19 protein-coding genes are annotated in these 17,215 nt (G+C 67.9%); 11 read left to right on the top strand and 8 right to left on the bottom strand.

All coding sequences use genetic code 11. The features are described from left to right. Positions 1–708 carry a response regulator transcription factor gene (locus tag VHAB30_RS09610; RefSeq protein ID WP_062470253.1) on the top strand — a complete coding sequence of 236 codons (708 nt, stop codon included), beginning with the start codon at positions 1–3 and terminating at the stop codon, positions 706–708. Positions 709–721: 13 nt separating this feature from the next. Here VHAB30_RS09610 and VHAB30_RS09605 read toward each other — a convergent pair whose 3' ends face one another. The 3 genes from VHAB30_RS09605 to VHAB30_RS09595 form a co-directional block, all read right to left on the bottom strand. Then, positions 722–1,399 (bottom strand): response regulator transcription factor, encoded by a 678-nt coding sequence (locus tag VHAB30_RS09605; RefSeq protein ID WP_159276876.1) that lies wholly within the window; start codon positions 1,397–1,399, stop codon positions 722–724. A 120-nt stretch (positions 1,400–1,519) separates the two neighbouring features. Then, positions 1,520–1,921, bottom strand: coding sequence for a helix-turn-helix domain-containing protein (locus tag VHAB30_RS09600; protein ID WP_159276874.1), 402 nt, complete (start codon positions 1,919–1,921; stop codon positions 1,520–1,522). Positions 1,922–1,994: 73 nt separating this feature from the next. Next, complete coding sequence (locus VHAB30_RS09595; protein ID WP_159276872.1) at positions 1,995–2,147, bottom strand: hypothetical protein; 153 nt, start codon at positions 2,145–2,147, stop codon at positions 1,995–1,997. A gap of 130 nt (positions 2,148–2,277) precedes the next feature. On the opposite strand from VHAB30_RS09595, the gene VHAB30_RS31050 reads away from it, so the two are divergent. Then, positions 2,278–2,598 (top strand): hypothetical protein, encoded by a 321-nt coding sequence (locus VHAB30_RS31050; RefSeq protein ID WP_216850705.1) that lies wholly within the window; start codon positions 2,278–2,280, stop codon positions 2,596–2,598. Positions 2,599–2,626: 28 nt separating this feature from the next. Continuing rightward, entirely contained in the window at positions 2,627–5,659 is a 3,033-nt protein-coding gene (locus VHAB30_RS09590; RefSeq protein WP_159276870.1) for an ATP-binding protein, read from the top strand. A 7-nt stretch (positions 5,660–5,666) separates the two neighbouring features. Here the strand turns inward: VHAB30_RS09590 and VHAB30_RS09585 are convergent, their stop codons facing one another. Further along, entirely contained in the window at positions 5,667–6,905 is a 1,239-nt protein-coding gene (locus VHAB30_RS09585; RefSeq protein ID WP_159276868.1) for an EAL domain-containing response regulator, read from the bottom strand. Between the two features lie 234 nt (positions 6,906–7,139). Between VHAB30_RS09585 and VHAB30_RS09580 the strand changes: the two genes are divergently transcribed. Next, positions 7,140–7,529: a response regulator gene (locus VHAB30_RS09580; protein ID WP_070060783.1), complete on the top strand. Its 390-nt coding sequence runs from the start codon at positions 7,140–7,142 to the stop codon at positions 7,527–7,529. A 104-nt stretch (positions 7,530–7,633) separates the two neighbouring features. Here the strand turns inward: VHAB30_RS09580 and VHAB30_RS09575 are convergent, their stop codons facing one another. The 4 genes from VHAB30_RS09575 to VHAB30_RS09560 all read right to left on the bottom strand — a co-directional run bounded on the left by VHAB30_RS09575 (position 7,634) and on the right by VHAB30_RS09560 (position 11,403). Continuing rightward, complete coding sequence (locus VHAB30_RS09575) at positions 7,634–8,839, bottom strand: branched-chain amino acid ABC transporter substrate-binding protein (protein WP_062470234.1); 1,206 nt, start codon at positions 8,837–8,839, stop codon at positions 7,634–7,636. Positions 8,840–8,975: 136 nt separating this feature from the next. Then, complete coding sequence (locus VHAB30_RS09570; RefSeq protein WP_139701649.1) at positions 8,976–9,404, bottom strand: hypothetical protein; 429 nt, start codon at positions 9,402–9,404, stop codon at positions 8,976–8,978. Then, positions 9,404–9,847 carry a DNA polymerase III subunit chi gene (locus tag VHAB30_RS09565; RefSeq protein ID WP_095948627.1) on the bottom strand — a complete coding sequence of 148 codons (444 nt, stop codon included), beginning with the start codon at positions 9,845–9,847 and terminating at the stop codon, positions 9,404–9,406. Before VHAB30_RS09565 ends, VHAB30_RS09570 begins: the two co-directional genes overlap by 1 nt. Further along, positions 9,844–11,403 carry a leucyl aminopeptidase gene (locus VHAB30_RS09560; protein WP_159276866.1) on the bottom strand — a complete coding sequence of 520 codons (1,560 nt, stop codon included), beginning with the start codon at positions 11,401–11,403 and terminating at the stop codon, positions 9,844–9,846. The genes VHAB30_RS09565 and VHAB30_RS09560 overlap by 4 nt, the downstream gene beginning before the upstream one ends. A gap of 21 nt (positions 11,404–11,424) precedes the next feature. Between VHAB30_RS09560 and lptF the strand changes: the two genes are divergently transcribed. The 7 genes from lptF (at position 11,425) to VHAB30_RS09525 (ending at position 17,121) form a co-directional block, all read left to right on the top strand. Continuing rightward, entirely contained in the window at positions 11,425–12,567 is a 1,143-nt protein-coding gene (lptF, locus tag VHAB30_RS09555) for an LPS export ABC transporter permease LptF (RefSeq protein WP_159276864.1), read from the top strand. Beyond that, complete coding sequence (lptG, locus tag VHAB30_RS09550; RefSeq protein ID WP_159276862.1) at positions 12,564–13,670, top strand: LPS export ABC transporter permease LptG; 1,107 nt, start codon at positions 12,564–12,566, stop codon at positions 13,668–13,670. The genes lptF and lptG overlap by 4 nt, the downstream gene beginning before the upstream one ends. Next, on the top strand, positions 13,667–14,038 hold the full coding sequence (locus VHAB30_RS09545) for a sirohydrochlorin chelatase (RefSeq protein WP_159276860.1): 372 nt from the start codon (positions 13,667–13,669) through the stop codon (positions 14,036–14,038). Before lptG ends, VHAB30_RS09545 begins: the two co-directional genes overlap by 4 nt. Before the next feature lie 63 nt (positions 14,039–14,101). Then, complete coding sequence (locus VHAB30_RS09540; protein ID WP_062470216.1) at positions 14,102–15,043, top strand: CysB family HTH-type transcriptional regulator; 942 nt, start codon at positions 14,102–14,104, stop codon at positions 15,041–15,043. Between the two features lie 32 nt (positions 15,044–15,075). Beyond that, on the top strand, positions 15,076–16,257 hold the full coding sequence (locus VHAB30_RS09535; RefSeq protein WP_159276858.1) for a pyridoxal phosphate-dependent aminotransferase: 1,182 nt from the start codon (positions 15,076–15,078) through the stop codon (positions 16,255–16,257). A gap of 28 nt (positions 16,258–16,285) precedes the next feature. Next, positions 16,286–16,660 (top strand): rard protein, encoded by a 375-nt coding sequence (locus VHAB30_RS09530; RefSeq protein ID WP_159276856.1) that lies wholly within the window; start codon positions 16,286–16,288, stop codon positions 16,658–16,660. Positions 16,661–16,671: 11 nt separating this feature from the next. After that, positions 16,672–17,121 carry a DUF3592 domain-containing protein gene (locus VHAB30_RS09525; RefSeq protein ID WP_159276854.1) on the top strand — a complete coding sequence of 150 codons (450 nt, stop codon included), beginning with the start codon at positions 16,672–16,674 and terminating at the stop codon, positions 17,119–17,121. Positions 17,122–17,215 lie beyond the last annotated feature (94 nt).

The following is a 17,215-nucleotide window of genomic DNA, read 5'->3' as shown; positions in this document are numbered from 1 at the left end:
ATGAAGCCATTCAATCTCCGCGTCCTGATCGCGGACGACCATCCCGCCGTCCGCATCGGCATCGAGAGCACGCTGCGCGAAAGCCAGGCGGTCACCGTCGTGGGCGCCGCGCGCGACTCCACCGAGATGATGGAGATGCTCAAGCAGCACGACTGCCAGATCCTGGTGTCCGACTACGCCATGCCCGGCGGCCTGCACGGCGACGGCATCGCGCTGTTCGCGCTGGTGCGCCAGCGCTACCCACGGCTGAAGATCGTGGTGATGACCATGCTGGACAACCCCGGCATCATCCATTCGCTGCTGGACATCGGCGTGCCCTGCATCCTGAACAAGGCCGACTCGGTGAGCCACCTGCTGCCGGCCGTGCATGCGGCCTACGCGAGCGGACGCTACCTGTCGCCCAGCATGGCGGAGATCGCCGCGCGCACCGCGCCGCACCGCACCGACACCCAGCCGCACGCCATGCTCTCCAAGCGCGAGCTCGAGGTGGTGCGCATGTTCGTGTCGGGTCTCACAGTGACGGAGATCGCCGAGCGGCTGCACCGCAGCAAGAAGACCATCAGCACGCAGAAGGGCTCGGCCATGGCCAAGCTCGGCATCCTGCGCGACATGGACCTCGTGCGCTACGGCATGGAGACGGGGCTCATGAGCACGTCGGCCGCTCCCCCGCCGCCACCGCCGGGCCTGCCGGCGTTGCCCTGGCCCTGAGGCCACACGCGGGTCAGCCTTGCGGCGCGCCCGTCACCGTGGCCGTCAGGCCGTTTTCGAGCGCGTAGCGCAGCAGGTCGACATCGCGCTCGATGCCCAGCTTTTCCATCGCCTTGGTCTTTTGCGTGCTGATGGTCTTCTTGCTGCGATGCAGCTGCTCGGCGATCTCGTTGATCGTGAGCCCCGACGCATACAGCCGCACCACCTCCGACTCGCGCTGGCTCAGCACGCCCGCAGCGTTGCGGCTGCGCACCTCCCAGTCGATGGTGCGCACCACCGCGTCCATGGTCGGCGAGTAGTACGTGCCGCCGGTGCGGGCAGCGTGGATGGCGGGAATCAGGTGCGCCACCGCATCCGATTTGCTCACAATGCAGCGGATGCCGCTGGACACCAGCGAGTGCAGCACCGCCGGGTTGTCGAGCATGGTCATCACCACGATCTGCGTGTCGGGAAAGCGCCGCTTCACCAGCTTGAACAGCGGCACGCCGTCGCCGAACTCGCCGGCCGGCATCGCGTAGTCGGACACCAGCACGTCGCACGGCGTGGTCTCCAGCAGCGCCATGAGCCCGGTCGAATTGGCCACCTCGCCAACCAGCGTGAGGGTCTCGACCGACGCCAGCTCGTGCCGGACCCCGGCCAGCATGCCGGGATGGTCGTCGGCCAGAACGACGCGGATTTCGAAGCGGTCCATTGCCATTGTTTTTTCCCTTTCGCTTGCCGGCGTGGCCGGCGGACGAGGGTCCGGGCGCTGCGCCGGGGCATCTTACCCGCCGGTCCCGCGCGGGCGGGCCGCGTCGCGCAGGTGAAAGGCTCAGGCGGTTTCGGTGGGTGGTGGCGCCGCGGCAGCGGGCTGCGAAGCGCGCGCGCCCGAGGCCGACAGCATGTCGCCCGGGAAGGCCTGCGCGATGGCCTGGAGCGCCGCGTGCGCGGCTTTCTTGCCGGCGTCGTCCGAGGTCCGGTAGGCGCGCAGCAGCGACACCTCCTCGCGGCTCACCGACAGGTCTTCGGTGCAGGTGGGCATGCCGGTCACGACGTACAGCACGTCGATGCCGATGACGGCCATGGTGGCGAGGTAGGCCGCGTCGGGGTGGCGCGCGCCTTTTTCGAAAGCCTCCTGCACGGACGCATCGACGCCGCCGAGCACCGCGAAGGCGGCGGCGCTCAGGCCGAGCCTGGCGCGCTCCATGGACAGGCGGTGTCCGATCATCCGCATGAGCGCGCTCCCCATGAAGGGTCGAGGCCCCATCCGCCTGCGATCTTGATCAAGGCCAAATGCGACCGCCTGCTCAAAGGAAGTTGTCGTTCCGAGCCATGGCCGATGGCTTATTTGCCAGCACCAAAGCGCCGAACAACGCGCTTCGCCGCGTGCAGCCGGTTGCCTGCATTCGCTTGCCACGCAGGAATTCCCACAATTTCTTGATCCACAAGATATTCATCATCGATGACCTCTAAAAAATATTCAATCCAGCGCCCTTGCACAGATGCCAAAGAGGCGACAAAGGTAATTTTTCAATCCTATGTTTTCAGCCTCAAAAATCCAATCGGACCCGTCTGAAAATTGCTCGCACGGTGCTTGCCTATTGGCAGTTCGTCGTGAAGATTGCGCGGCCATTGGCGCTGCCGCTCTTCACTGTCGATTTGCAGGGCAGCCTTGCCGACCCAGCGATCTGTTCGCAGGAGATCTACTCCACCCGAATAGATGATTTATTTCTCATCGACACCTATGACTGCAAAATACAGATGGAAATTTCAGAAGCCCTCGCTCATCGGCTCAGCCGAATCCTGACAAATAAAGGCCTGCATCGGACCAGTCCTATAAACAGAAGCACTCCTGGAATTCACGGAAATCCACGCGCAATTCGCCCTACCATTCCAGTCGATTGTTTTTAATTCGCGTCTTTTTCGCCATTTTTTCGCCATGTCTCCGCCCGCCTTCCCCGCCAGCGCCCTCCCTGCCCCGACGCCTGCCCGGCAGGCGCAGGAGCTGGACCTGCTGCGCCGCTACCAGCACGCCCTGCTCTATGGCGGCGGCGCGCTGCTGTCGCTGCTGATCGTGCTGGCCGCGAGCCTCGTGCTGTACAACGCCGCCGCCAATGCGCTCGCGAACCTGCGCACCACGCTGGCCGCGCACAGCGCGCAGATGCAGCTCGACATCGAGGAAAAGCAGGCGGCGATGCGCCGCGGCGTGGTGAATGCCGAACTGCTTTGGAACAGCCAGACACCGCCGGCCGCCGGCACGCTGGAGGCCTTCGTGCGCGACGGGGGCCACGTGGTCCTGCAGGCCGGGGTGCACCTGACGCCGGCCATCGCCGCGGTCGACACCGCCCGCACCCACGACCTGCATGAATTCGCGCCCTACCTTGGCATGCTCGAAATGCAGGCCTACAGCGTCACCGCCGTCGCACAGCTGCGCAATTCGCCGCTGGGCGCCTACGCCTACACCCCCGACCACCGCCTGCTCACGCTGATGCCCGCGCCCGAAGGCGGCCTGCAGGGCGCGCTGGCTCGCACCGGCCTGCCGGACACCGCCGCGCTCATCGCGCGCCTGAGCTACGACATCGGCGACCTCACCGGCGACCCCGCCCTCGCCGCGCAGTGGCGCACGCAGCGGCGCGTCGCCTGGCAGCCGCCGGCGCCCGACCTGCTGGCACCGGGGGCCTCACCCTTCAAGCTGGTGCAGCCCGGCTTCGACGCCCAGGGCCATCCTTTCATGGTGTTCGTGAGCAACCTGCCCGCGGGCGTGCTGCAGGACCGCCTGCGCCACACGCCGCCAGACACGGCCGCCCTGCTGGTCGACGCGCAGGACCGGGTGCTGCTCTCGGCCGACCGCACCGGCGACGCCATCGACGGCGCCGCGCTGATGGCCACGGCGCTGGCCCACAGCCTGCGCCAGGCCGGCCCCATGCTGCCGCGCGAAACCTACCGCGCAGGCGTGTTCAGCCTCTCGACGCCGCTGGCCGGCACCGGCTGGTCGCTGGTGTACGCCTACTCGTGGCGCACGGTATTCGCCACGCTGGAGCCGCAGCTGCTGCGCTACGGCGGCGCCACGCTGGTGGTGCTGGGCACGCTCTGGGGCCTGCTGCTGCTGTTCAGGCGCAAGCTGCTGGAGCCCGCCTACCGCCGCTCGCAGCGGGTGTTCGAGAGCGAGCAGCTCAACCGCGCGATCATCGCCACCTCCTCGTTCGGCGTCTGCCTGATCGCGCTCGACGACGAGCGCGTGCTGCTGCAGAACACCCTGATGGAACACTACGCGGCGGCCACCGCGCCGCCCGAACCGCTGCACCGCCAGATGGCCGCGCTCTACCGCGAACGCGCCCAGGGCGGCACGCTGCATGACGCCGGCATGCCGCTGGCGCTGAAGAACGGCCAGGCCTGCGAGCTGCTGCTGCAATGCACGCGCACGCGCTACCAGGGCGCGGATGCGCTGCTGTGCAGCTTCTCCGACACCACCGAGCGCAACGAACTCGACAAGAAGCGCGAAGAAGCCCGCGAGGCGGCCGAAGCGGCCAACCGCGCCAAGTCGGTGTTCATCGCCACCATGAGCCACGAGATCCGCACGCCGCTGAACGCCGTGCTGGGCAACCTCGAACTGCTCGGCCAGGGCGCGCCGCCCGAGGTGCAGGCCCGGCGCCTGCAGTCGGTGCGCCAGGCCTCGCGCACGCTGCTCGAGATCGTCAACAACATCCTCGACCTGTCGAAGATGGAATCGGGCCACCTCAAGCTCGAAACCACGCGCGTGGCGCTGCCCGAGATCGTGCAGGCTTGCGCGCAGATGTTCGAGCCCTCGGCGCATGCCAAGGGACTGCGGTTGGACTGCGTGGTGCACCCGGGCCTGGCCGCCGGCTACGAAGGCGACCCGACGCGCATCCGCCAGATGATCGTGAACCTGCTGAGCAACGCGATCAAGTTCACGGCTTCGGGCGCAGTGACGCTGGAGGTCGGGCCGCTGTCGCCGGGGCAGGCCTCGCCGATGGCGATCCGCGTGACCGACACCGGCATGGGCGTGCCGCCCGAGCAGATTCCGCACCTGTTCGACATCTACATGCAGGCCTCGCCCTCGACCGCGCGCGAGTTCGGCGGCTCGGGGCTGGGGCTGTCGATCTGCCAGCGGCTGGCGCGCAAGATGGGAGGCACGATCGCGGTGAACAGCCAGCCCGGTACGGGCTCCTGCTTCACGGTGACCTTGCCGCTGGTGGCGCTGGCGCCCGAAGTCGTCGCGCCGCCGGACACCAACGCTGCCCACGGCGCCCTGCCCTTGCGTCCCGTGCGCCTGCTGGTCGTGGACGACCATCCGGCCAACCGCGCCCTCATCAGCGACCAGCTCGACGCGCTCGGCGTCGCCGCCGACGTGGCACCCGACGGCAACGCCGCGCTGGCCCTGTTCGCCGCGCAGCGCTACGACCTCGTGCTGACCGACCTGAACATGCCCGGCATGGACGGCTACACGCTGGCCCGCCGGCTGCGCGAGCGCAGCCCGTCGATCCCGCTCGTCGCCATCACGGCGCACCTGGAGCAGGAGGGCTACCAGCAATGCTCGCTGGCGGGCTTCGCGGGGGTGCTGCTCAAGCCGGTGCTGTTGCCGGCGCTGGAGCAAGCGATCCTCAAGACGCTGGGCGCGGCCGCGCCGCCATTGGTGGCCAGCGCCTCGGTCGCTCCTGCGCCAGCGCCGCACGCGCCGCTCGACGCGCGCCTGCACGACGCGATGGTCTCGTCGCTGGCGTCTTCCGCGCAGCAGGTCCGTGAGGCCCTGGCGACCGGCGACCGGCGCGTCATCGGCGACGAATTGCATGCGGTGCGCGGCGCCTTCGCCATGATCGGCGAGCCGGCCATCGCCGCGATGTGCGGCCGGCTCGGCGTCCTGGTGAAGCAGGAGGCGATGGCGGTGATCGCCCCCGATTGGGCGGAACTGCAGGCAGCCGCCGAAGCGGTGCTGGCACGGCGCGCCGCCTGAGCGCGCCTCAACCCGCGTCGGGGTTGTGCGGCGCCTGCGGGCGCCCCGCCGCATACCGCAGCAGCGCCGCGTACTGCACGAAGGCCGGCTCGGCCATCGGCGCGGCGTGCTGCGCGCCCTGCGTGAAGTGGCACCCGAGGCTGCGGGCCAGCGCGAGATCACGCTCGCCGTCGACGCCCTTCACGAGCAGCGTCGCGTGCTGTTCGCGCGCCATCGCGATCACGCTCGCCAGGATGTGGCGGGCATGCGGGTTCTCGCGCGCCTGTACCAGCTGGCGCGCGTCGATCTGGAGCTCGCTGAACGGCACCTTGAACCAGCGGCTCAGGGTCGAGTCGCCTTGGCCGAAGCGGTCGATGGCGCAGTGGAACCCGCGCAGCCGCAGGTGCGCGACCGCGCCGGCCAGCACCTCGTTGCAGCGCGCGCCGCCGTCTTCGGCGATCTCCAGCACGAGCTGGTCGGCGGCGATGCCGGCGCGTTCGGCCTGCTCGGCCACGCCCTGCGCCCAGGACACCGAGGCGGCCACCGACGCCGGCACGCGCACGCCCAGGCGCAGGCCGTGGTCCTTGTGCATGTAGCCGAGCAGTTCGAAGGCGCACTCGAGCATGCGCTGCACCAGCGCGTCGTGCAGGCCGGCCTGCGCAATGGCCGGCAGGAAGTCGGCCGCGGGCAACCAGGTGTCGTCGGGCCGGTACCAGCCCGGCTGCAGTTCGGCGCCACGCAGCACGCCGGTGTGCGCGCAGTGCCGGGGCTGGAAATGGGCGGCGATCTGGCGCGTGGCCAGCGCCTCGCGCAGGACCGCTTCCGTGAAGGCCGGCGTGTCGTTCGCGGATGGAAGGCTCCCGCGCCGCAGCCCGGCCCGGTGGCGCCGTCCGCGTGCCATGGCCTGCGCCGCCGACGCCATCGTGACCATGGTGCGCGGCTTGGCGATGGCCGAAAGCACACGCGCGCCACGGGTCCGGGCATAGTCTTGCGCGGCCTGCAGGATGCGCGGCGGCTGCGCGCTCATGAGCACCAGCGCCGCGGGGCTGCCGGCCTCGACCACCGCGTCGATCATCTGCAAGCCCGTGACTTCGGGCGTGTCGATGTCCACCACCAGCAGGTCGTGGCGCCGGTGCTGCACTGCCTCGACAAAGCCATGGCCGCTGCGCGTCACGTCCACGCGGGGAATGCCGGCGTAGTGCATGAAGGTGGCCAGCGCGAAGCCGGTGCGTTCGACCTGGTCGATCACGAGTGCGTTTCTGATCATGGCGAGCCTTGGCGGGGGAAGAGGATGTTCTGCATCTTCCCGGGGGCGGCAAGAATCCCCCATCGGCCCAGTCCGAAACTCGCGGCCGATTCCGTAGGACTTCGGCTGAAGCGACGTCGGACAAGCGCTGATCGCCGTTGTTTCCGCACGGTTTGCGTGCGTCGTTCTCCCTTCTCCTACGCGGAGACCGCTTGCGCCACGCTACGCTATTGGTTCACACATCAAAACCGCGGCATGGCCCTCATCACGTTCCTCGTCGAGGACAACAAGACCATCAGGGACAACCTGGTCCCGGCCCTCGAGGACCTCGTCAACGGCCATGTCGTCGGCTATGCCGAAACCGAATCGGGCGCCCTCGCCTGGCTCGCCGCCCACCCCGATGCCTGGCAGCTGCTCATCGTCGACCTGTTCCTCAAGGAAGGCTCCGGCCTGGGCGTGCTGTCGGGCTGCCGCGAGCGCGGCCCGCACCAGCGCGTCGTGGTGCTGAGCAACTACGTCACCCCCGACATCCGCACGCGCTGCCAGGCCCTGGGCGCCGACGCAGTGTTCGACAAGTCGCGCGACCTGGACGCCTTCATCGAGTACTGCAACGCGGACCGCCCCTCGGGCATGGCCGCGCTCTGAAGGCAGGCCCGCGCAACGGCTGCGCGCACCCCTGAATGAAAAAAGGGCCCGAAGGCCCTTTTTTCATGGAACGACCCGGTGAAGGGTCGTTGGCTGCAATGCGATCAGCGCACCACGGCGATCTGCGTGCGCACGCCACCCTTGTAGGTGAAGAGCGTCAGGGCGCCGTTCTTGATGTCGCCCTTTTCGTCGAAGGCGATCGGGCCGGTCACGCCCTTGTATTGCACCTTGCCGACTTCAGCCAGGTACTTTTCCGGGTCGGACGAGCCGGCCTTGGCCATGGCTTCGGCCAGCACGTTGACCGCGTCGTACACGTACGGTGCGTAGATCTGCACTTCGACGCCGTTCTTGGTCTTGAACTTGGCCTTGAAGTCTTCCAGCGGCTGCTTGAAGTCGCCGTCGACACCGCCGGCTTCGGCGCAGACCACCATGTCTTCACCGATGGCGTCGCCTGCCAGCTTCGGCAGTTCGCCGGTGCACAGGCCGTCGCCGCCCATGAACTTGACGTTCAGGCCGAGTTGCTTGACCTGCTTGAGCATCGGGCCGCCCACGGCGTCCATGCCGCCGAAGAACAGCACGTCGGGCTTGGCAGCCTTCAGCTTGGTCAGGATGGCGTTGAAGTCGGTCGACTTGTCGGTCGTGAACTCGTGGCCCACGATGGTCGCGCCGGCGGCCTTGGCAGCCTTCTCGAACTCTTCGGCAACGCCCTGGCCGTAGGCCGTGCGGTCGTCGATCACGGCGATGTTCTTGCCCTTGAGCGTTTCGACGGCGTACTTGCCGAGCGTGCCGCCCAGCTGCGTGTCGTCGGCCACCACGCGGAACGTGGTCTTGAAGCCCTGGCGGGTGTACTTGGGGTTGGTGGCCGACGGCGAGACCTGAGGAATGCCGGCGTCGCTGTACAGCTTGGAAGCGGGGATCGTGGTGCCCGAGTTCAGGTGACCGACGATGCCGTTGACCTTTTCATCGACCAGCTTCTGGGCGACGGCGGTGCCTTGCTTCGGGTCGCCAGCGTCATCTTCGGGAACCAGCACGAACTTGGCAACCTTGTCGCCGATCTTGAAGCCCTTTGCATTCAGGTCTTCGATGGCCATCTTGGCACCGAGCTCGTTGTCCTTGCCGAGGTGGGCAATGGGACCGCTGGTCGGGCCGACGTGGCCGATCTTGACGACCAGGGCATCAGCCGGAGGCGCAGCAGGGGCCGGAGCCGCAGCCGTGGGTGCCGGTGCCGCCGGAGCAGCAGCTTCTTCCTTCTTGCCGCAAGCCACGAGCGTGAGTGCAGCCAGTGCGACCGCAGTCCATTTCAATTGCATGAGAACCTCCAGAACTTGGATGAAAAGATATAAAAACCGGTCGTTCGATCCGGGCGTTCAGACCTCGCAAGTTTCGCGCCGCAGACCAGCGGCACCCTCACGCCATTCCGACCTGCGGCGCAGTTTAGCCGAGGATTTATGCGCCGGAAGTTGGCGTAGACCCTGTGTTTTCCCCTGTGTTTTCACAGAGTTCAGCGGCCATGGATTCGATGACGAGCGCACGCAGCACGGCCTCGATTTCGCCGCGCAGACGCGGCACCATTTCGTCGAGCTGATGCTGAACGGCAGCTGACACGGCGTCGCTCAATCGCTCCTCCAGCGACAGGTCGACGCGCTGCAGCACGCGGTGCAGCAATTGCTCTTCGAGGCTGACGATTTCGGCCGGCGTGAGCGACACCGACGGCGGCAACGCCACGGCGCTCGCGGGGTCCGGCGGCGGGGGCTGCGACACCGGTGCACCCGTGGGTCGCACCGTCTCGGCGACCGGCACGGGCTCGGCCGGGATCTCGAGCACGGTCGTCAGCGTGGGGACGAACCGGGGCGGCGTGCGCAGCGTGCTGGCCATCAGGAAGCGCTCCTTGCAAAATCGTGCGGCTGGATCGTGTAGCCCCGGTCGGCGTAGTGGCGCCAGCGGGTGCGGCCGACCTGCCGGTCGTTGGCCTCGTCGCTCACGATGTCGATCATGCGTTCGAAGCGCTCGAAGCCGGCCGGCACTTCAAGGCCGAGGTTGACCAGCATCTCGCGGTGCGGCAGCGAAGCTGCGTCCGAGCCTTCGGCGCACAGGATCACGGGCGAGCGCGCGACCACATGGGCCGGCGCATCGGCGCGGCAATGCGCGACGAAGTCGACCGGCGAGAGCTGCCAGAGCGCGGCATCGACCGTGTCGAGCGCGCGCGCATCGCCCACCACCACCACGCGCAGGCCGCGCGTGTTCACGGCCTTGCGAACCAGCCGGCAAGCGTAGGTGAGCTTGTCGGGCGCGTTGTAGTGAAAGCCGATGTCGGTCACTGCGCGGACCGGGCCTTTCGGGCCGGCTTGGCCGGGGTCTTGGGTGACGCGGCCTTCTTTGCAGGCTTGGCGGCCTTCCCGGCCTTCGGCACGGCGGCAGCGGCGGTGCTGTTGCCCGCACGGTTCGTCAGGTACGAGACCAGCAGGCCGACGGGCCGGCCGGTCGAGCCCTTGGCCGCCCCGCTCTTCCAGGCCGTGCCTGCGATGTCCAGGTGCGCCCAGGCGTAGTCGGCCGTGAAGCGCTGCAAAAACTTGGCCGCGGTGATCGCGCCGCCGGCACGCCCGGCGATGTTGGCCACGTCGGCGAAGTTGCTCTTGAGGCCTTCGGCGTAGTCGTCGTCCAGCGGCAGGCGCCAGCAGCGGTCTTGCGAAGCCTCGCCGGCCGACTCGAGCGCGGAGGCCAGCGACTCGTCGCTCGCGAACAGGCCGCTGCGCACGCCGCCCAAAGCCACCACGCAGGCGCCCGTGAGCGTCGCGATGTCGATCACGGCGGCCGGGTCGAAGCGCTTGGCGTACGTGAGCGCGTCGCACAGGATGAGACGGCCTTCGGCGTCGGTGTTCAGGATCTCGATGGTCTGCCCGCTCATGCTGGTGACCACGTCGCCGGGCTTGACGGCCTTGCCGTCGTTCATGTTCTCGCACGAAGGGATCAGGCCGACCACGTTGATCGCCGGCTGGATCGCGCCGAGCGCGCGGAAGGTGCCGAGCACGCTGGCCGCACCGCACATGTCGAACTTCATCTCGTCCATCTCGGCCGCGGGCTTGAGCGAGACGCCGCCGGTGTCGAAGGTGATGCCCTTGCCCACGAGCACCACGGGGGCCTCGTCCTTGGCGCCGCCCTGGTAGCGCAGCACGATGAAGCGCAGCGGTTCGGCCGAGCCCTGGGCCACGGCGGCGAACGCGCCCATGCCGAGCTTCTCGACTTCCTTCGGGCCCAGCACTTCGCACTTGATGCGCGGCAGCTTCGCCAAGCCCTTGGCGGCTTCGGCCAGCAGCGTGGGCGTGGCATGGTTGGCGGGACGGTTGCCCCACTCCTTGGCCAGCTCGATGCCGGCGACCGTGGCGCGGGCGTCGTCGAAAGCCTTGGTGACGGCGGGGCTGGCGGCCTCGGACACGCCCAGCGTCAGGTGGCGGATGCTGCGCGGCTCGGCCTTCGACTTGGTCGTGGTGTAGACATAGCTGGCATCGGCCGCGGCCGTGACGGCGGCAGCCACCGCGGCGGCATCGGCCGGCTGCGCGAAGACGATCACGACGCGCTTGGGGCCGTTGGCCTTGGCTGCAGCAACTGCCGCGCTCACGGCGCTGCGCACCGAAGCGGCCTTGCCGTCGCCGATGGCGGCGAGCAGCACGCGCGAGGGCACCACGGTCTCGGGGCGGTACAGCGCGAGCAGCTTGCCGGCCTTGTCAGGCAGGTCGCCGGCCTTGCGGGCGCTAGCGGCGAGCACGGAAACGGGGTCTTTGGCGGTGGGGAGAGCGCTGCCGACGAGCACGATGAGGAGGTCGGATTTCTCGGCGGCGGCCTGGGCGACGGTGAGGGTCTTGAGTTGAAAGTCCATAATCCTTTTTTTCCTCGAACGATGTTATTCCATTCTTCCCTACGCAAGGAGCTGTCGCGCAGCTTCGGAGCGACCCTCGTCGTCCTGGTCACCATCGTGATGACCATGATGCTCATCCGTACGCTCGGGCTGGCGTCCAAGGGCAGCGTGAACCCGCAGGAGGTCTTTCTCGTGATGGCGTACACGGTGCTCGGCTACATGCCGACCATCCTGAGCCTGAGCCTGTTCATCGCCATCGTCGGCACGCTCTCGCGCATGTACCGCGACAGCGAAATGGTGATCTGGTTCTCCAGCGGGCGCGGCCTGGCCGATTTCGTCCAGCCGCTGTTCCGCTTCGCCTGGCCCGTGCTGCTGCTCATCGCGGCCATGGCGCTGGTGGGCTGGCCCTGGGCCAACTCGCAGACCATCGGCATGCGCCAGCAGTACGAGCAGCGCAGCGACATCGAGCGCGTCACGCCCGGTGAGTTCCGCGAGTCCTCGGGCCGCCTGCGCGTGTTCTTCATCGACAAGGACACGCCCGACGGCGCCACCGCCACCAACGTGTTCATCTGGGCCGTCGAGCGCGGCCTGCAGATCACCACGTCGGCGCGCAGCGGCCGCATCGAGGACATCGACAACCACCGCTTCCTGCTGCTGAGCAACGGCCAGCGCCTGGAGCGCCCGCTGTTCACCGAATCGGGCCTGAAGATCAGCGAGTTCAAGACCTACGGCACGCGCGCTGGCGGCAGCTCGAACGCCACCGGCGACAGCACGCCCACGCGCGCGCGCTCCACGCTCTCGCTGCTGCGCGACCGCAGCGATGCCAGCCTGGGCGAGCTGGGCTGGCGCTTCGGCATGCTGCTGGCCGCCATCAACTTCGTGCTGCTGGCGCTGACGGTGTCCAGCGTCAACCCGCGCGTGGGGCGCAGCGGCAACCTGGTGTTCGCGCTGTTCGCCTTCGTCGTCTACTACAACCTGCTGAACCTGGGCCAGAGCTGGATCAGCTCGGGCCGCTACGGCATGGGCTCCTTCATGCTGCTGCTGCATGGCGGCGTCTTCCTCTTCGCCACGGCCTGGCTCACGCTGCGCAACAACAACTGGTCGGCCCGGCGCCAGGCCCGCGCCAGCGCCGCCACGGCCGCCCTGCCGGCCGTACCGCCTTCCCGGATCGACCCGACCTCGTGAAAACCATCCGCCGACTGATCTACGTCGAGGCACTGAAGGCCGTGGCCTTCGTGACGCTCGGCTTCCTGAGCCTGTTCTTCTTCTTCGACTTCGTCGACGAGTTGCAGTCCGTGGGCAAGCCCGAAAGCCTGGCCTACGGCCCGGTGCAGGCGCTGATCTACGTGCTGCTGCTGGTACCCAGCCACCTGTACGAGCTGCTGCCGATCACGGTGCTGATCGGCTGCATCTTCGTGATGGCGCGCCTAGCGCAAAGCTCCGAGTACACCATCCTGCGCACCAGCGGCCTGGGCCCGTGGCGCGCGCTGCGCACCCTGCTGCTGCTGGGGCTGGGCTTCGTGGTGCTCACCTTTGCCATCGGCGACTACATCGCGCCGCTGTCGGGACGCACCGGCCAGCTGCTCAAGTCGCGCTACCAGGGCACCTACTCGCTGGTGGGCAACACCGGCGCCTGGCTGAAGGAAAAGCGCGGCGATACCTCGTATGCGGTCAATGTGCTGTCGATTTCGCGCGACGGCTCGCTGCAGAACACGCGCATCTTCGAGTTCGACGGCAACGGCTACGTGAGCAAGCAGCTCATGGCCAAGTCGGCCCGCATCCTCGACGACAAGTGGGTGCTGTCCGAGGTCGAGCAACAGGACTACGAAACCCGCACCGCCGACAAGGCCCGCATCACGACCACCCATGTCGAGAAGATGGACTGGCCCACCTCGCTCACCGCCGAAATGGTGTCGGTCGCGCTGCTGCGGCCCGATCGCATGAGCACCATCGACCTGTTCGACTACATCCGGCACCTGAACGCCAACGGCCAGACCGCGCAGCGCTACGAGATCGAGTTCTGGCGCAAGGTGTTCTATCCGCTGTCGTGCCTGGTGATGGTGGTGCTCGCCCTGCCCTTCGCCTACCTGCACTTCCGCCAGGCCGGCATCACGACCTACGTGTTCGGCGGCGTGATGATCGGCATCAGCTTCTTCCTGCTGAACAACGTGTTCGGCTACCTCGGCAACCTCAGCAACTGGTCGCCCTGGCTCACGGCGGCGGCGCCGGGGCTCATCTATTCGGTGCTGTCTCTCACAGCCTTCAGCTGGCTGGTCCTGAGGCGATGACCACGCAGGTGCCGGGCACGGTGCTGCTCGCGCACGGCTCGCGCGACGCGCGCTGGCGCGAGCCCATCGAGGCGGTCGCCGCCCGCATGCGCGAAGACGACCCCGCCGTGCGCGTGCTTTGTGCCTACATGGAACTGGCCGCACCCGACCTGCCAACCGCCGCCGCAGCCCTGATCGCCGACGGCGCCACCGCGGTGCATGTGGTGCCGCTCTTCCTGGGCATGGGCAAGCACGCCCGCGAAGACCTGCCGCTGCAACTCGACGCCCTGCGCCAGCGCTGGCCCGCCGTGACGTTCTCGCTGGCCCCGATCGTGGGCGAATCGCCCGAACTGGTCGCTTTGCTGGCCCGGATTGCCATCAAATCCTGAAGTCCCGGTCATTTTTATAGACTTCAAAGGCATAATGAATTCCGCAATAAGACGGAATTTGATATGAATCTGCACCAGTTCAAGTTTGTTCAGGAAGCCGTGCGGCGCAACCTGAACCTCACCGAGGCGGCCAAGGCGCTCCACACCTCGCAGCCCGGCGTCTCCAAGGCGATCATCGAACTCGAGGAAGAGCTCGGCGTCGAGATCTTCGCCCGCCACGGCAAGCGCCTGAAGCGCATCACCGAACCCGGCCAGCACGTCATCGCCAGCATCGAGCTCATCATGCGCGAGGTGGGCAACCTCAAGCGCATCGGCGAACAGTTCAGCGCGCAGGACAGCGGCACCCTTTCCATCGCCACCACCCACACGCAGGCGCGCTACGTGCTGCCGGTGCCCGTGGCCAACCTGCGCGAGGCTTACCCGAAGGTCAACGTGAGCCTGCACCAGGGCTCGCCCGACCAGGTGGCGCGCATGGTGATCGACGAGATCGCCGAGATCGGCATCGCCACCGAATCGCTCGACGGCTATGCCGAGCTGGTCACGCTGCCCTGCTACGAGTGGCAGCACGTGCTGGTGCTGCCCAAGGACCACCCGCTGGCGGCCAAGGAACGCGTGTCGCTCGAAGACCTCGCGAGCGAGCCGATCATCACGTACCACCCGTCGTTCACCGGCCGCACGCGCATCGACCATGCCTTTGCCCAGAAGAAGCTCACGCCGCGCATCGCACTCGAAGCCATCGATTCCGACGTGATCAAGACCTACGTGCGCCTGGGCCTGGGCGTGGGCATCGTGGCCGAGATGGCCGTGCGCGACGAGTCGAACGCCGACCTCGTGGTGCGCCCGATGGGCCATGTGTTCGGCCAGAACATCGCGCGCGTCGCCTTCAAGCGCAGCGCCTACCTGCGCAACTTCGTCTTCAAGTTCGCCGAGCTGCTCTCCGACCGCCTCGACCGCAACCTGATCGCGAAGGCCCTCAGCGGCCACCAACAAGACTACGAACTCTGATCCTCCAGCCTTTCTCCCCGCGACGACCGACCATGAGCACCGCCACCCCTTCGTCTTCTCCCCGCACGCCCGAGATCACCACCAAGCTGCCGGCTGTCGGCACCACCATCTTCACCGTGATGTCCACGCTCGCGGCCGAGAAGAACGCCGTGAACCTCGGCCAGGGCTTCCCCGATTTCCACTGCGATCCGAAGCTGCTCGAAGACGTGACCGCCGCCATGGCGGCCGGCCACAACCAGTACCCGCCGATGCCGGGCATTCCGTCGCTGCGCGACGCCATCGCCGCCAAGATCGAGGCGCTCTACGGCCGCAGCTACAGCGCCGCGACCGAGATCACGGTCACGGCCGGCGCCACGCAGGCGATCATCACCGCCATCCTGGCCATCGTGCGCCCCGGCGACGAAGTGATCGTGCTGGAGCCCTGCTACGACAGCTACGTGCCCAACATCGACCTGGCCGGCGGCAAGGTCGTGCGCGTGCCGCTCGTGCCCGGCACCTTCCGCCCCGATTTCGACAAGATCGCCGCCGCGCTCACGCCGAAGACGCGCGCGATCATCATCAACACGCCGCACAACCCGAGCGCCACGGTCTGGACCAAGGCCGAGATGCGCCAACTCGAAGACCTGCTCGCGCCCACCGACGTGTTCGTGATCAGCGACGAGGTCTACGAACACATGGTGTTCGACGACGCACGCCATGAAAGCGTGGCGCGCTTCCCCGGCCTGGCGGCGCGCAGCTTCATTGTCAGCAGCTTCGGCAAGACCTACCACGTCACCGGCTGGAAGGTCGGCTTCGTGGCCGCGCCCGCGCCGCTGATGGCCGAGTTTCGCAAGGTGCACCAGTTCAACGTGTTCACGGTGAACACGCCGATGCAGCACGCGCTCGCGCAGTACATGGCGCGGCCCGAGCCCTACCTGGAGCTGCCGGCCTTCTACCAGCGCAAGCGCGACCTGTTCGCGGCCGGCCTGGCCGAGAAGACCCGCTTCAAGCTGCTGCGCAGCGAAGGCAGCTACTTCCAGTGCGTGGACATCTCGGCCGTGAGCGACCTGTCGGAGGCCGACTTCTGCCTCTGGCTCACGCGCGAGATCGGCGTGGCGGCGATCCCGCTGTCGGCCTTCTACGGCGACGGCTTCGACCAGCGCGTGGTGCGCTTCTGCTTCGCCAAGAAGGACGAGACGCTGCTCGCCGCGCTCGACCGCCTCGCGAAGCTCTGACGCCGGCGGCCACGCTCCGGGGGCAGCGATGACGATGAACCGGCCGCGCTGGATCCTGCTGGCCCTGGCCCTCTCGTTCCTCGTGGTGGGCGTCGCCGACGCGTTCCTGCCGCCGGTGCGCGGCAAGGACTACACCGCGCTGGACGTGGCGCATGTGTTCCTCATCTCGGCGCTGTGCTACACGTGGTGCCGGGCCGACGGCCTCGCCCGCGGCGTGCCGGCGCCCGGCCGCTCGGCGCTGCTCGCGGGCATCTTTCCGCTGCTGGGCGTTCCGGTCTATTTCTTCCGCACGCGTCCCTGGCGACGGGCCTTGCTGGCCACACTGGGGGCCGTGGCCTTCCTGGTGTCGAGCCTGGTGCTGGCTGCGGTGGGCACCTTGTCGGTCGAGTGGATGCGCAACTGAAAGCCCCCCCAATGAACCCCACCCGCCTCATCACGCGCATCTTCACGCTCGTCGGCGCGCTCATGCTCGTCGGCGGCTGGCTGCTCTACCAGAACACCACGAAGTTCATCGCATCGGCCGGCAAGGCGCAGGGCGAGGTGATCGCGCTGCAGTCCGCGGGAAGTTCGAGCCGCAGCAATTCGCCGACGTGGCGTCCGCTGGTGCGCTTCACGCTGCCGTCGGGCGCGATCGTCGAGTTCTCGCCGTCGAGCAGCAGCAACCCGCCGGCCTACGACAAGGGCGAAGTCGTGGGCGTATTCTTCAACCCCGCGAACCCGCAAGACGCCCGGCTCGACGGCTTCTTCGACCTGTGGGGCGGCGCCGCCATCGTCGGCGGGCTGGGCGCCATCTTCCTGGCGGTGGGCGTGGCCATGCACTTCCTGCTGGCAGGCGCACCGGTAAAGCGCCGACGCCCGCGGTAGGACAGCCCTGACCGCGTCAGGGGCGGCTCTCCGGCGCTCGCGGCGCCCCGGGACGATGAGCATGGAGGCTCGTGACAACAACGTCCCAGGAGAA

Origin of the sequence: Variovorax boronicumulans (assembly GCF_009811375.1) — a bacterium.
GTDB classification, from domain to species: domain Bacteria; phylum Pseudomonadota; class Gammaproteobacteria; order Burkholderiales; family Burkholderiaceae_C; genus Variovorax; species Variovorax boronicumulans.
The sequence above is the reverse complement of the archived record's forward strand: the minus strand, read 5'-3'. Positions and strand labels throughout refer to the sequence as shown.

What these genes read in the sequence shown, in the direction of transcription:
- VHAB30_RS09600 (WP_159276874.1), bottom strand. Translation starts at nt 1,921, where the DNA reads ATGCGGATGATCGGACACCGCCTGTCCATGGAGCGCGCCAGGCTCGGC.
- VHAB30_RS09530 (WP_159276856.1), top strand. Translation starts at nt 16,286, where the DNA reads ATGACGATGAACCGGCCGCGCTGGATCCTGCTGGCCCTGGCCCTCTCG.
- VHAB30_RS09580 (WP_070060783.1), top strand. Translation starts at nt 7,140, where the DNA reads ATGGCCCTCATCACGTTCCTCGTCGAGGACAACAAGACCATCAGGGAC.
- VHAB30_RS09560 (WP_159276866.1), bottom strand. Translation starts at nt 11,403, where the DNA reads ATGGACTTTCAACTCAAGACCCTCACCGTCGCCCAGGCCGCCGCCGAG.
- VHAB30_RS09540 (WP_062470216.1), top strand. Translation starts at nt 14,102, where the DNA reads ATGAATCTGCACCAGTTCAAGTTTGTTCAGGAAGCCGTGCGGCGCAAC.
- VHAB30_RS09590 (WP_159276870.1), top strand. Translation starts at nt 2,627, where the DNA reads ATGTCTCCGCCCGCCTTCCCCGCCAGCGCCCTCCCTGCCCCGACGCCT.
- VHAB30_RS09610 (WP_062470253.1), top strand. Translation starts at nt 1, where the DNA reads ATGAAGCCATTCAATCTCCGCGTCCTGATCGCGGACGACCATCCCGCC.
- VHAB30_RS09605 (WP_159276876.1), bottom strand. Translation starts at nt 1,399, where the DNA reads ATGGACCGCTTCGAAATCCGCGTCGTTCTGGCCGACGACCATCCCGGC.
- VHAB30_RS09570 (WP_139701649.1), bottom strand. Translation starts at nt 9,404, where the DNA reads ATGGCCAGCACGCTGCGCACGCCGCCCCGGTTCGTCCCCACGCTGACG.
- VHAB30_RS09585 (WP_159276868.1), bottom strand. Translation starts at nt 6,905, where the DNA reads ATGATCAGAAACGCACTCGTGATCGACCAGGTCGAACGCACCGGCTTC.
- VHAB30_RS09525 (WP_159276854.1), top strand. Translation starts at nt 16,672, where the DNA reads ATGAACCCCACCCGCCTCATCACGCGCATCTTCACGCTCGTCGGCGCG.
- VHAB30_RS09535 (WP_159276858.1), top strand. Translation starts at nt 15,076, where the DNA reads ATGAGCACCGCCACCCCTTCGTCTTCTCCCCGCACGCCCGAGATCACC.
- VHAB30_RS09545 (WP_159276860.1), top strand. Translation starts at nt 13,667, where the DNA reads ATGACCACGCAGGTGCCGGGCACGGTGCTGCTCGCGCACGGCTCGCGC.
- lptF (WP_159276864.1), top strand. Translation starts at nt 11,425, where the DNA reads ATGTTATTCCATTCTTCCCTACGCAAGGAGCTGTCGCGCAGCTTCGGA.
- VHAB30_RS09575 (WP_062470234.1), bottom strand. Translation starts at nt 8,839, where the DNA reads ATGCAATTGAAATGGACTGCGGTCGCACTGGCTGCACTCACGCTCGTG.
- VHAB30_RS09595 (WP_159276872.1), bottom strand. Translation starts at nt 2,147, where the DNA reads ATGATGAATATCTTGTGGATCAAGAAATTGTGGGAATTCCTGCGTGGC.